The sequence below is a fragment of the Companilactobacillus suantsaicola genome (assembly GCF_004745525.1).
GTDB lineage: Bacteria > Bacillota > Bacilli > Lactobacillales > Lactobacillaceae > Companilactobacillus > Companilactobacillus suantsaicola.
The window spans coordinates 15494-29225 of the sequence record NZ_RKLY01000020.1 but is presented as its reverse complement, the minus strand read 5'-3'; the positions used below and the strand labels follow the sequence as shown (position 1 = coordinate 29225).

Sequence of the window (13732 nt, the reverse complement as noted above, 5' to 3'; positions counted from 1 at the left end):
TTATTGTTCTCCACTCTTTTAAAATTTATCTGAAATAATATTTTCATTTGTAAAAATATCAATGCTTGAAGCAATCTTAATTGCCTCAACCGCCATTTGTTCAGCATCCATATCTTGGGCATGTCTTTGCATAGCGATGGCAGCTGCTTGCGCAAAATTACCACCTGAACCTATAGCAACCACGTCTTCATCTGGTTCGATAACTTCACCACTACCGGAAATCAACAACAAATTATCCTTATCCATTGCAATTAGCATTGCTTCCAATTTTTGCAACGTTGGGTCTTTTCGCCAATCTTGGGCTAATTCCACCGCAGCACGCTTTAAATTACCAGAATAGGCTTTTAATTTCTTCTCTAGCCAATCTTGCAAAGTAATAGCATCAGCGACCCCACCGGCAAAACCGATTACGACTTGGTTATCAAAAATGCGTCTAACCTTGTGAGCTGAACCTTTCATGATATATTTTTCACCTAATGTAACTTGTCCATCACCAGCGATTGCAGTGTGGCCATCGTGTTTTACAGCAACTATTGTAGTCATTTATTTACCTCGGAAAATATTTTTTATAATCATTTTGTAAATGTTCCATCGTGACATGTGTGTAGATCTGTGTTGTCGAAAGGCTTGAATGTCCGAGTAATTCTTGGACCGTCCGCAAATCAGCACCGTGTTCTAACATGTGCGTGGCAAAGGTATGTCTGATCATATGGGGATGAATGTCTGAAGTTAAACTCGTCTTTTTGATGATCTGATCCAAAATATATTCAATTCCCCGACTGGTAACATTTTTACCACGACTATTTACAAATACATATTGATGTTCTTGATGAAACTTCTTCATCAAAACAGGTCTACCTTGATCAAAGTACTTCTTCAATGCCGTTTTGGCATAACTTCCAAAAGGAACGTAACGATCTTTATCCCCTTTTCCGTGTATCAAAACGATATTATTGTCAAAATCCAATTGATCTAATAATAGATTAGCACACTCACTCACACGCATGCCAGTGGCATAGAGCAATTCTAATAATGCGGAGTTTCTCAAGGATAATGGATCATCCCCTTTAATGGCTTCAAAAAGTTGATTCATTTCTTTTTCATAAAAGAAACGTGGTAATTTTCGGCCTTTATGCCGCAATTGAATCAAATCAAAAGGATTTTGTTGAATAAATTTATTACGAACTAGAAAATTATAAAACGATCGCAAAGCAGAAATTCTACGAGCCACTGTTTCTTGAGCATAATTTTTTTCATCCAAATAAGTTAAATAGGTTTCGACATCGACACGATTGATCTTAGTAAAACCATGAAAACCACCATTTTTAGACAAAAAAGAAACAAAATTATCTATATCTTCCAAATAAGATTTTTTTGTTTCTTTCGAGTAATGATGATTAACCATTAAATTATCAACAAATTTATTGATTAAATCTTCTTCTATCATTTATTTTTGAATATCCTCTTCATAATCTCCGTTTGGACAGATTACTTGACGACCACCCTTAACTTTCTTTTCAACTAAGTAGTGACCATCTTTTGGACAATCACGTCCAATTGGTTTATCCCATGACACGAAATCACAATCAGGATAACGTGAACAACCGTAGAAAATCCGATTCTTCTTGGATTTTCTTTCAATTACTTGACCCTTTTTACATTTAGGACAAACAACGCCGATCTCTTTAACGATTGGCTTAGTATTACGACAATCTGGGAAGCGTGAACAGGCATAAAACTTACCATATCTACCTAATTTGATAACCATTGGGGCTCCACAAATATCACAATCCATACCAGCTGGTTCATCCTTGATCTGGACTTTTTCAATCTTATCTTCAGCGGATTCCAGTTCTTTGGCAAATGGCTTGTAATAGCGATCAACGACTTTGACCCAGTTTTCTTTACCTTCTTCAATATTATCAAGTTCATCTTCTAAGTTAGCGGTGAAGTCGATATTAACGATATCTGGGAAATAATTTTGAATCAAATTGTCAACGATTTCACCCAATTCAGTTGGCTCAAAACTCTTACCATTCAATTTAACGTAATAACGACGTTGAATCGTATCGATGGTTGGAGCGTAAGTTGATGGACGACCAACCCCGTTTTCTTCAAGTGCTTTGACCAATGAGGCTTCAGTAAATCTTGCTGGTGGTTGAGTAAAATGTTGTGCCGGATCATTTGATTGCAATCTGGCTTTGTCATTTTCAACTAATTCTGGCAACAAATTATCTTTTTTACTGCTTTCAGAAGTACTTTGGTAAACCTTGCGGTAACCTTCAAACTTCATCTTTGAACCGTTGGCTCTGAACATAACGCCATTTTGTGATAAATCAACTGTCATTGTATCAAAAACAGCTGGTGTCATTTGACTGGCTACGAATCTTGACCAAATTAAATCGTACAAGCGATATTGATCACGACTCAAGACATCCTTTAAAGACTTAGGTGTGCGCATGACTGATGAAGGACGAATGGCTTCATGGGCATCTTGGGCACCTTCTTGATTCTTGTCCTTACGTTCCTTGATAGCGGCAAATGGTTCTCCGTATGCTTCGTGAATGAATTTAGAAGCTTCAGCTTCAGCGACTTTGGAAATACGCTTAGAATCAGTACGCATATAAGTAATTAAACCAACTGTACCTTCTTTACGTCCCAAGTTGATTCCTTCATAAAGTTGTTGAGCAATCATCATGGTCTTTCTAGTCTTATAATTCAAACGCTTGTTAGCTTCTTGTTGTAGAGAACTAGTTGTAAATGGTGCGGCTGGGAAACGTTTACGTTCTTTTTTAGTAACTTTATCGATATTAAAATCAGCTTTTTTATCGACCCGACCGAGGACATCTTGAACTTGAGAGTTATCTTTTAACTCTAATTTCTTACCGTCTAAACCGTAGAAATTAGCTTTAAATTTATCTTTGTTGTGTTTAAATGTTGATTCAATTGTCCAATATTCTTGTGGGACAAAACTCTTGATCTCATTTTCTTTTTCGATAACTAGTTTCAAAGCAATTGATTGCACACGTCCAGCACTCAATCCCTTCTTAACTTTAGCCCAAAGAATTGGTGAAATTGAATAACCTACTAAACGATCCAAAACACGTCTAGCCTGTTGAGCATCAACTAGATTCATATCGATTGATCGAGGTGTTTTGAAAGCTTGCTTAACCTTATCTTTAGTAATTTCGTTGAAAACTACTCGATTCTTACCATCATCTTCCAAACCTAACAAATGAGAAACATGCCAGGCAATGGCTTCTCCTTCACGATCCGGATCGGCTGCAAGATAAACTCGTTTAGCTTTTTTAGCTTCTTTCTTTAAATCTTTAATGACAGGACCTTTACCACGAATAGAGATGTACTTAGGTTCATAGTCGTGTTCAATATCGACTCCCATTTGACTCTTAGGTAAGTCACGAACATGACCAAGACTAGCAACAACGTGATAATTACGTCCCAAATACTTTTCAATTGTTTTTGCTTTTGAAGGTGATTCAACGATCACCAAGTTTTTCTGTGTTGATGGCACGCAAAGTGCTCCTTTCCAAAATGGTTCAGTTAAAACTGTTCAATATATTAATCACAGATTTTTATTTTGTCAATCCAAAAGATAAATTTAACAATTGGATTTTCTAAATCTAGAGATCATTAAAATCTATTAAAGGTGTCGCCCCTTCTTCAATCAACTTGTTACAACCAGCTGACAGAGTGACATCGATTCGACCAGGGATAGCTAAAACTTCCCGATTATTTTCTAAGGCTAAATCAGCAGTAATCAAGGAGCCACTTTTTTTCTTAGCTTCAGTAATAATCACTTTTTGACTGAGTCCAGCGATAATCCGATTGCGTTGTGGAAAATGCCACGGTTCAATCTTACTTTTGGGTGGATACTCACTTATCACTAAACCTTTTTGCATTATTTCTGCCTGCAAAAAACGATTCTCTTTTGGATAAAAAGTATCCAACCCACTACCGATGACCGCAATCGTTGAACCATTATTCTTTAAAGTAGTTTCATGGGCCCATGCATCGACACCTTTAGCTAAACCGCTCACAATAGTATAACGATTAACTAAGCGTGGAACAAGACCGCCCAAACAGCGATGGCTGTAATCACTAGCCAATCTTGAACCGACAATGGCAATACATTCAGTTTTAAGTAAAGCAATATTTCCCTTAAAAAACAAGAGTGCTGGCGGATTATAAATAGTTCTTAAAATATCCGGATAGTTGTCATCTAAGTAATTTATCGCCTGACAATTATTTTTGGGCTGATTACTTAATAATAGTAGAAACTGGTGAAATTTATCAATTCCCCATTCGGTTTTCAATAAATTAAAAGATTCTTCTCTTAGATTATCACTTTTCAGAGAAATTCTGATAATTTTCAACATAATTTGGTTAGAAACCATCCCTGTCAGTCGACATTTGATTAAAAAATTAGTTAACTCTGTCATAAAAAAATCACTCCCTCAAAGTAAATTACGGAAGTGATTTGTATTTTAGTACAATTTATTAATATTTTTTACTGGCGCAAAACTCAAGCGATGAATCTTCGTCCGACCAAACTCAGCTAATGCTTGCAAATGTTTCTTAGTGCCATATCCATCATTATTCCCAAAATCAAATTCAGGATACTTACGACTATACATCATCATAAGTCTGTCACGAGACACCTTAGCGACGATACTAGCGGCTCCAATGCTCAGAGACTTAGAATCACCCTTGATCAACTTAGTCTGGCTGATATCGACTGGAATCGTCATTGCATCGACCAATATATGGTCTGGTCGTAAATACAAATTATTGATTGAATCTCGCATCGTCAATTCTGTGGCATGATAGATGTTTTCTCGATCGATCAATGAGGGACTACCAACAGCTACACTGATGTCTAGTGCTTGAGCACAAATTTGTTTATAAAGTTCGTCTCTTTTAGAAATCGACAGTTTTTTTGAATCATCGACTTCATAAAGTGTGTTATTTGCTGGCAAAATGACCGCAGCTGTAACAACTGGACCAGCTAAAGGCCCTCGACCAACTTCGTCAACCCCAGCGACCATTTGACCCTGTTGCCAATAAGGTTTTTCAAGAAATTCCTTGTTGTGAAATCTTTTCACCAATTCTTCTTGTTGAGCAACTTTTTTAAAATATTGCTTTAATAATTTTTCAACGCCAATTCGCGAGTCTTGTTGCAATTCTGCTAACAAATCAGCCGTCGGATTTTCATTTAAAAATTGCTTTATTTCAGAAATTGTGTACTTATTCTTCATAAAATTCCCCAGGAATATCGAAAGTTAAACGACCCAGTTTCAATTTTCTAACGTCATCAATAATTTTGCGTGACGCACGATCGTAATCTTCCTTATAGCCAAATTTCTTCGTCAGATCCATCAATAATTCTGGTGTCGTATGGTTGAAAATATCAGAATTATCAAGCTTATAAGTTTCCAACAACTGATCCATATAGTGATTTTCTAGGAAATTGAGCGCATAAATCGCTACATCATCAGGAGCGTAAATTTTTTCTTTAATAGCTCCAGATAAGGCCAATTTCATCCCAACTTTAGGGTCGTCAATTTTTGGCCAAAGAATTCCAGGTGTATCTAATAAGTCAATTCCAATATTAGTCTTCAACCAATTTTGATTTTTCGTGACACCAGGTTTGTTACCAGTGATAGCCACATTTTTTCCAACAAAACGATTCAAGATGGTTGACTTACCAACATTAGGAATTCCGATACACATGGCTTTGATTCGGTAATTTTTGACACCATTCTTTTCATAACGGTCAATTTTATCAGCCAATTCAGAACGAATCAAACTCTTGATCTGACCTAATCCTTTGTTGTGCTTAGCATCTAATTCAACCGACTTTGTGCCCTCTTGTTCGAAATTCAACTTCCAATCAGCCGTAATCTTAGGATCAGCTAAATCAGCTTTATTCAAGATAATAATATGTTTTTTTTGGTCGATAATTTGTTCTAAAACGGGATTTCTTGATGAAAAAGGTAATCTTGCATCAACGATTTCAAGTACGATATCGACTAATTTTAATCGATCTTGAACTTGATTTTTTGCCTTGTTCATATGCCCCGGATACCACTGTAATGCCATTTTCCTCACCTATTTCCTGTCAATTTCTTGATACTTCTGATAAATCTCGTCAAAAATACTCATACTAGGCAAATAGCCCGCATTTAACTCTAAATAATCAGAAATCTTCGTATAACTCTCTTCATGTTTTGGAAAAGACTGATCATGAAAAGCGTTGTTCGCAAATTCTGCTTCTGGTTCAACACTATCAGCATTGCGTAGTGTCATTAAATACTCGTAAAAACTTCTTCTCATACAAACCCCAATCTATTGATTATTGGTAATTTTGGTATTCATTACTTCAAAGGACAACTTATTGTTCTTCAAATCAATATTCTTTGCTCTGATACCATAACCTTCTTTGGTCGTGAACTTAGTAAATTTCAAGAGAACAGTCTTGTCTTTACCATTGATGCTGACCCAGTTAGGTGTCTTAAAACTATTCTTAATATAATTCATTACAAAAGATATTGGCAACGATAAGTCTCCGATTTTCATTTCTTTTGCTTTTAAGAGAACATCCCCATTAGTTTTTGCATAAGGCTGCATCAAAATCGTTACGTGAATTTTGGCTCCTAAAAAGGAAATATCACTGGTCAATTCAGCATCCTTTTTCAAAACTAACTGATACTCTGTCTTACCATTATTCAAAGTATGTTTGAGATAATATTGGGCAAATTTATTTGCCTCTGCCTTAGTCATATTGACTGTGAAAACTTTATCGTCGTCATTGATTTTTGAACTTACCGTATAATTTTCTGCTGGCGAACTGCTTGCCTTAATACCGATGTAACCAAACACCAATACTAGAACTGCTACTAAAGCGATAAATGCGTATTTCCAATAATTCTTTTTCATTACTTAAAAAGCCACTCCTTTTTAGTACCACTAACTTTCTCAAAAACCTTCTGCGTCATCATGTCATAGCCGACCGCATTGGGATGAAAATGATCCTTCTTGTAAAGATAAGGATTTACACCCTTCTTTTCTACGACTTTATCAATTTTTTTATTTTGGTACAAATTATTGATATCGACGAAATAGACCTTGTCAAACTTAGAAGCCACTTGAGCTGAACCCTTATTCCAATTAATAAAGGCTATTTTAGCATTTTTGACATTTGATAAATAGATACTAAAAGGATTATATATACCAATTAAATAAATTGGTGCATTTTGATTATAATTTCTGATGTCAGATAACAATTTATTTAATCTAACATCAAACTTTTTCTGTTCATCAGCAATTTGACCAGCAGTTAAATCAATTCCTTTTCTTTGTAGCAAGTGCATGAAGTCATTACCACCAACAGTCACTGTGATGATATCGGCTTTTGGTAAATCTTGATGCATCTTCTTATCAGATTTGATTCGAGCCATAATTTGGCTACTAGTATCACCAGAGACACCGTAATTATGTGAATGAGTTTCAACATCGAAATTATTCTGAACTTTTGACTGCAATCGTGTGACGTAGCCACCACCAATTTTTTTGGAATCACCAATTCCTTCAGTTAGTGAATCACCGATGGCGACAATACTGATTTTTTTCTTCTTAGGATCAACTTTTTTCTTCGGTTTGACCTTATCACTTTTAACCTGTGTTACTACTGGTTGAGCAGTTTTTTTATTAAAAAAGTAATAACCCGTTCCACCAGCTATTAATAATACTAAAATCACTACAATCCAAATACTCTTTTTCTTCATTTAAAATCCATCTTTCAAAAAAAAGCTGATGCATTCATCAGCTTTCTGTATAAAATTCAATTGCAAAGGCACCAGAACCGGCATGTGTTGCGATAACCGGGCTTGTGACCCTAATTAGAAGGGGAACATCCGGAATGATCTCTTCTAATTTTTCTTTTAATTCATTAACATAGTCCATCTTGTCTACATATGAGATACCAACGGCTTTGATATTCTTTAAACCTTTGATTTCTTCAAGAACATTGTTCATATACTTTTCAATCGTCTTGCGACCGCGTCCACGTTTAGCAATATCTAAACTATTGTTTTTAACAGTCAAAACCAAATTGATATTCAACAAAGTTGACAATGTGCCAGCAAAACGACTCAAACGACCACCACGAAGGATATTTTCAATACTGGTTACACCCATGTATAAATATGTGTGATCACGCAATACATCCAACGCCTGTTTGATTTCTTCAACTGATTTACCATCTTGGGCCATTTGGGCAGCCTTTAATACTTGGAATCCTTGAGCTCGATCGGTAAATTCAGTGTCAATGACTTCAACGTTTCTCTCGGCCATTTCCGCTACTTGTCTAGCGGCATTGATCGTACCACTGATTGCAGGTGTCATGATCAACATCAAAATATCTGTATAATCTTCTGGTACTTTATCAATTATATCCATAAAAGTTCCAATTGAGGGTTGGGAAGTCTTAGGCAAATCCTTTGACGAATCCATTTCTTCAACAAACTTTTCACGGGTGATATTAACGCCGTCAACATAAGTCTTCTCATCAATACTGATAGTTAGAGGAACAACACTAATATTATATTTTTCAATTTCTTCTGGGGTTAACTGTACCGATGAATCGGTAAGAATTTTTACTTTACTCATTTTATCCCTCTTTCATAGGGTCTTAGTTCTAATTGCCTTAATTATAACAAACTTACCGTTATTAATTTTAAAAACATTAACAATATCCGGGTATTTTTATTACCAATAATGAACAATCTTTATTAATTATACAATATGTAAGGCATATGAAAAGACCTAGAACACGTTTATAATACTAATAAAGAGTTAAAAATAATTGAGGTCTCAAACATGTCAAAAAAACATAATCCAACCAGAGCATATCTAATAACTGATCAAGTTTTCAGTGCCGTGACCCACGGTATCGGTATCGTTTTAGCAATAATTGGCGCGATTTTCTTGCTGATAAAAGGATTCCATCAAGGTAACCCCCTTAATATCACGGCTTACTTTATTTATGCTTTTACACTATTTTTCTTATATTTAAGTTCAACTTTATTTCATAGTCTGTATTTCACCAAAGCTAAAGGTGTCTTCCAAATTTTCGACCACAGTTCAATTTTCTTAATGATTGCCGGGACTTACACGCCTTATTGTTTGATTGCTTTACATTCAACTTTTGGCATCACAATTCTAGCTTTCATCTGGACTCTAGCGATTTTAGGAATCCTTTACAAAATATTTAACGTCGGCCGCTTCAAGTACTTGGAAACACTGCTCTACGTTCTTATGGGCTGGGCAATCATCATTGCGATGAAACCACTTTACTACTCCATTGGACCAGTTGGCATCTCGCTACTTGTCGCTGGTGGAGTTGCCTTTACCGTCGGAGCATGTCTTTACTTGATGAAAAATATCAAATACATTCACGTGATTTGGCATATATTTGTCATGTTAGGAACAGCACTAATGTACTTCTCAGTTTACTTTTTTGTTAATTAAAGCTTATCCCAGGTTTCGAAGGTGTATGGATAAAGATTATCTTTATCCGTATGACCTTCTTTTTTTTCGACTAATTTAAACTTTTTATAGTCTAAATCAATCATTTTGGTGTCACCCTTGAACTCGTGGTTGATCCTTGTTAAATAGAGCCGATCAACGTCGTCTTTGAATAAATTGAAGATACCACTGCCACCGATGACCATCACTTCAGCATCTTCTTGAACGTACTTCTTTAAATCAGCTTTGTCAGTAATCAAAACGACTGACTCGGGTACTTGATAGTCTTTGTTTCTAGAAATAACAATATTCAAACGCTTTGGTAGCGGCCCATTGGGAAAACTCTCAAAAGTCTTTCTACCCATGACGATGGGATGATTCATCGTTGTTTCTTTAAAACGCTTCATATCCGCCGGTAAAGTCCAAGGTAAGTGACCATCGACTCCAATTGTGTGATTCTTATCTTCAGCCCAAACAAAACTTATCATCGAATTTCCTCCTAAACGGCAACTGGTGCTTTAATAGCCGGCTGTGGTTTATAGTTTTTAACGATTATATCTTTAGCATCTATTTCGAAAATACTCTTATCGCTTGAAATTTCTAATTGTGGTTCTGAACTTGGAATACGACTTAATTGTTCGTGAACTTGGTCCAAATGATTCAAATAAATATGAGCATCCCCAAGAGTATGAATGAATTCACCCACCTCAAGTCCCGTCTCACGAGCAATCAAATGTGTCAAAAGTGCATAACTGGCAATATTGAAAGGAACTCCTAAGAAGAGATCGCCAGAACGTTGATAGAGCTGACAAGAAAGCTTGCCATCATTAACGTAAAATTGGAACAAAGTGTGACAAGGTGGCAAAGCCATTGTTGGCACATCCTCAGGATTCCAAGCACTAACGATCATGCGCCGTGAATCGGGAGTCGTCTTAATTTGTTCAATGACATTTTGAATCTGGTCGATAAACCCACCATCACGTTTTTGCCAATGACGCCACTGTGCACCGTAAACATCACCAAGATTTCCGAACTTAGCGGCAAATTTAGCATCATTTAAAATTAAATCATCAAAACGCTTTTTTTGAACACGATATTCCTTGGCAAAATCAGCATCGACCAAACTCCGACGGCCAAAGTCAGTCATATCTGGACCTTGGTAGTCAGCACTTTCAATGTAATTTTTAAAGGCCCATTCATCCCAAATATGGTTATTGTGTTCTAACAAGTACTTAATATTCGTGTCACCATGTAAGAACCAGAGCAATTCACTTTTTATCAAGCCAAAGGGAATTTTCTTCGTTGTCAAAAGTGGAAATGACTCTTGTAGGTCAAATCGCATTTGATAACCAAAAACACTGATCGTACCAGTCTTAGTCCGGTCATTTTTCTTGTGCCCATGTTCCAAAACATATTTCAATAAATCTAAATACTGTTGTTCGTTTTGCATTTTTCTCTCCTAAGCAAATTGACTTAAATATTCCCAGCGTTCCATCAACTTATCAGCTTCTTGATTCAGCTCATCCAATTGCCTTTGAGCGTCCATCAAGGTCTGATAGTCATTTTCAGGGTCATTGAGCTGCGTTTTTAAATCAGACATTTGTTGATCTAATTTATCGATTTTTGGTTCTAGCTTCTCATATTCTTTTTGTTCAGCGTAAGTCAATTTCTTTTTAGGTTCAGACTTCTTTTCTTCACGTTTTTTAACTTCTTCGTGCTTTTGTTCCTTGATCTCATGGTGCTTAGCGAGCTTTTTCTCATTAGCCTTTTGCAAGTAATCTGAATAAGAGTCGTAACTTTCTTCAATATCACCTTGGCCTTCAAAAATCAACAATTTACCAGCAACTTTGTCCAAGAAATAACGGTCATGGGAAACAGCCAAAACTGTCCCTTTAAAACTTCCCAAATAGTCTTCCAAAATTGTCAAAGTTTCAATATCCAAGTTGTTAGTTGGCTCATCTAGTAACAAGACGTTTGGTTGATCCATCAAAATTGCCAACAAATACAAACGACGTTTCTCACCACCGGACAATTCACGAATGAATGCCCCTTGCATTTGATGGTCAAATTTGAAAGTATCTAGCATCTGTGAGGCTGACATGTGTTCACCATCAGAGTTTCTAACCCCTTGACCAATACTTTCCAAATAGCGAATAACCCGTTTATCGGGATCCATATCACGCGTATGTTGGGTGTAATAACCAATCTTAACAGTTTGCCCGGTCTTGATTTCACCAGCATCTAAGGGAATTTGTTTGGCAATCGCATTTAAAAACGTTGTTTTACCAGAACCGTTAGCCCCGGTAATACCGATTCGGTCGCCTCTAGAAACTAAGTAACTGAAGTCATTTAAGATAATATGGTTTGAAAACTTCAAGCTGGCATCCTTAATGTCAAAGACATCATTTCCGAGACGTTGTTGGGCAATATCGATCGACATTGCTTTTTGAACATCTGGCTTATCTTGCAAGTCTTCCTTCAAATTCGTAAAACGATCCTTACGAGCTTGTTGTTTGGTTCCACGGGCTTTAACCCCTGCACGCATCCATTTTAATTCTTGTTTGTAAAGTTGAGTCTTATGATGTTGTTCTGAAGCGTAGATCTCTTCATTGGCAGCTTTACCTTGCAAATACTTTTCGTAATTACCGTCATATTCAGTTACGTTGCGATTTTCAATTTCAAAAATTCGGGTTGCTACTTCATTTAAGAAATAACGATCATGGGTCACGAACAAAACTGAACCCTTATATTTACTCAAATAAGCTTGTAACCAATCGATAGCTTCATAGTCCAAATGGTTAGTTGGCTCATCAAGAATCAACAGATCAGCTTCAGAAATCAAAGTTTGAGCTAGAGCAACTCGTCTTTGTTGACCACCTGAAAGTTCTGAGATCTTCTTATCTAGTTCGGTAATTCCTAATTTATTAAGCATCGACTTAACGTCAGATTCCATTTGCCAAGCTTCTTGGGCATTCATTTTTTCCTGGAGTTTGAAAAATTCATTTTGAATCTTACTATCCGTTGAATTGGCATTGAATTTCGTCAAAGAATTCTCATATTGACGAATCAATTGAAACTTCTCGCCACTCCCATTAAAAACAGCATCGATCACTGACGAATCACCGTCTAAATCAGGTTGCTGTTTCAAGTAAGAGATTTTGTAATCCTTGGGCTTATCGACTGTAATGGTATTCAAATCGCTGTTATTGACGATTCCATCTAAAAGTGTCGTCTTACCAGTTCCGTTCAATCCTAAAAGACCGATTCGATCTCCCTCATTAATTGTAAAAGTCACATCAGTAAAAAGAGTTCTCTCACCGAATGACTTTGAAGCGTTTGTTATATTTAAGGTTTTCAATTATTTTTCACCACTATAATAAAAAAATTCCTCTACCCATTAGATAGAGGTATTAAGACTTTTTCAATGTTTATTATCACATGTAACCACTAGATTGTAAAACGTCTTAACGATATTCTTGCGGTTGTTTTAAATCATAATACATCTGTTGTACACCGCCGAATCGGACCAAAATTTTTTGGCGTGATTCATCAAAATATACTACAGCCCCAATTTGATTTTTCATGGCGTCCTTTTGATCAACTATCGTGACCATTGAACCAATTTTTAAAGTTCCCATATTATCCTCCCAACAAAAAACGGGCCCGATCAGAAATCGTCCCGTCAAAATTAATTAAAGTGCATCTTTATATAAGTCATAAACTGTATTTTCTGGATCGATTGAGATAAACAAATTACCACTCTTCTTAGAAATTGTTGAAGTTTGGTAAGCATTGTCTAATCCTTCAGCATCCTTTTGCTTGAATGGGAAGTAAATTTGCATTGGTTCCTTATCTTCGTCATCCTCAAAGACAATATCGCATTTTTCGATATCTTGATACTTAATAATACGGTTGAACATTCCATCAGTTAAGGCAGCTGTTGAAACATCAGTATCCTTAATGTAATCAGCTTCTGGTAGAATTTCAATTCTGAAACGCTTACATGGATGAATCTCTTGCATACGTCCACCCTCAATACGTCCATAACTAGTTGTAACACGTGAAATCCAAACGTCACTCATTTCTCCATGATTAACAGTCCATGTGTCATCGTTTCTAAAATAGAATTTTAATTCTTTAAAAACATGCTTAGTCATATTATCATCCTTTCAAAACCTAAAATACT

16 protein-coding genes are annotated in these 13732 nt (G+C 36.2%); 1 reads left to right on the top strand and 15 read right to left on the bottom strand.

Features of this window, described 5'->3' with window-relative positions; all coding sequences use genetic code 11:
• Positions 1 to 18: 18 nt before the first annotated feature.
• From hslV to EGT49_RS08260, 10 genes are all read right to left on the bottom strand, one after another.
• Positions 19 to 543, bottom strand: a complete 525-nt coding sequence (gene hslV, locus EGT49_RS08305; RefSeq protein ID WP_135373355.1) for an ATP-dependent protease subunit HslV — start codon at positions 541 to 543, stop codon at positions 19 to 21.
• 4 nt (positions 544 to 547) lie between these two features.
• Positions 548 to 1447 carry a tyrosine recombinase XerC gene (xerC, locus tag EGT49_RS08300; protein ID WP_135373353.1) on the bottom strand — a complete coding sequence of 300 codons (900 nt, stop codon included), beginning with the start codon at positions 1445 to 1447 and terminating at the stop codon, positions 548 to 550.
• Complete coding sequence (topA, locus tag EGT49_RS08295; protein WP_135373351.1) at positions 1448 to 3532, bottom strand: type I DNA topoisomerase; 2085 nt, start codon at positions 3530 to 3532, stop codon at positions 1448 to 1450. It abuts the gene before it with no gap.
• 109 nt (positions 3533 to 3641) lie between these two features.
• Positions 3642 to 4460, bottom strand: coding sequence for a DNA-processing protein DprA (gene dprA, locus EGT49_RS08290; RefSeq protein ID WP_135373349.1), 819 nt, complete (start codon positions 4458 to 4460; stop codon positions 3642 to 3644).
• Between the two features lie 45 nt (positions 4461 to 4505).
• Positions 4506 to 5276: a ribonuclease HII gene (locus EGT49_RS08285; protein ID WP_135373347.1), complete on the bottom strand. Its 771-nt coding sequence runs from the start codon at positions 5274 to 5276 to the stop codon at positions 4506 to 4508.
• Positions 5266 to 6120: a ribosome biogenesis GTPase YlqF gene (gene ylqF, locus EGT49_RS08280; RefSeq protein WP_135373345.1), complete on the bottom strand. Its 855-nt coding sequence runs from the start codon at positions 6118 to 6120 to the stop codon at positions 5266 to 5268. The genes EGT49_RS08285 and ylqF overlap by 11 nt, the downstream gene beginning before the upstream one ends.
• A 9-nt stretch (positions 6121 to 6129) precedes the next feature.
• Complete coding sequence (locus EGT49_RS08275; RefSeq protein WP_135373343.1) at positions 6130 to 6354, bottom strand: YozE family protein; 225 nt, start codon at positions 6352 to 6354, stop codon at positions 6130 to 6132.
• A gap of 12 nt (positions 6355 to 6366) precedes the next feature.
• On the bottom strand, positions 6367 to 6957 hold the full coding sequence (locus EGT49_RS08270) for a YpmS family protein (RefSeq protein ID WP_135373341.1): 591 nt from the start codon (positions 6955 to 6957) through the stop codon (positions 6367 to 6369).
• A complete protein-coding gene (locus EGT49_RS08265) occupies positions 6957 to 7805 on the bottom strand; it encodes a DUF459 domain-containing protein (RefSeq protein ID WP_135373339.1) in 849 nt (282 codons plus the stop codon). Before EGT49_RS08265 ends, EGT49_RS08270 begins: the two co-directional genes overlap by 1 nt.
• Before the next feature lie 37 nt (positions 7806 to 7842).
• Positions 7843 to 8688 (bottom strand): DegV family protein, encoded by an 846-nt coding sequence (locus EGT49_RS08260; RefSeq protein WP_135373337.1) that lies wholly within the window; start codon positions 8686 to 8688, stop codon positions 7843 to 7845.
• A gap of 210 nt (positions 8689 to 8898) precedes the next feature.
• On the opposite strand from EGT49_RS08260, the gene trhA reads away from it, so the two are divergent.
• Positions 8899 to 9549 (top strand): PAQR family membrane homeostasis protein TrhA, encoded by a 651-nt coding sequence (trhA, locus tag EGT49_RS08255; protein ID WP_135373335.1) that lies wholly within the window; start codon positions 8899 to 8901, stop codon positions 9547 to 9549.
• Here the strand turns inward: trhA and EGT49_RS08250 are convergent.
• The 5 genes from EGT49_RS08250 to EGT49_RS08235 form a co-directional block, all read right to left on the bottom strand.
• Positions 9546 to 10034, bottom strand: a complete 489-nt coding sequence (locus EGT49_RS08250; RefSeq protein ID WP_135373333.1) for a dihydrofolate reductase — start codon at positions 10032 to 10034, stop codon at positions 9546 to 9548. The two genes, trhA and EGT49_RS08250, sit on opposite strands and share 4 nt — an antisense overlap.
• Positions 10035 to 10045: 11 nt before the next feature.
• Positions 10046 to 10996: a thymidylate synthase gene (locus EGT49_RS08245; protein ID WP_135373331.1), complete on the bottom strand. Its 951-nt coding sequence runs from the start codon at positions 10994 to 10996 to the stop codon at positions 10046 to 10048.
• Positions 10997 to 11005: 9 nt separating this feature from the next.
• Entirely contained in the window at positions 11006 to 12904 is a 1899-nt protein-coding gene (locus tag EGT49_RS08240; protein WP_135373329.1) for an ABC-F family ATP-binding cassette domain-containing protein, read from the bottom strand.
• Between the two features lie 106 nt (positions 12905 to 13010).
• On the bottom strand, positions 13011 to 13184 hold the full coding sequence (locus tag EGT49_RS12495) for a hypothetical protein (RefSeq protein WP_167849805.1): 174 nt from the start codon (positions 13182 to 13184) through the stop codon (positions 13011 to 13013).
• 54 nt (positions 13185 to 13238) lie between these two features.
• Positions 13239 to 13703 (bottom strand): hypothetical protein, encoded by a 465-nt coding sequence (locus EGT49_RS08235; protein WP_135373327.1) that lies wholly within the window; start codon positions 13701 to 13703, stop codon positions 13239 to 13241.
• Between the last annotated feature and the right edge of the window lie 29 nt (positions 13704 to 13732).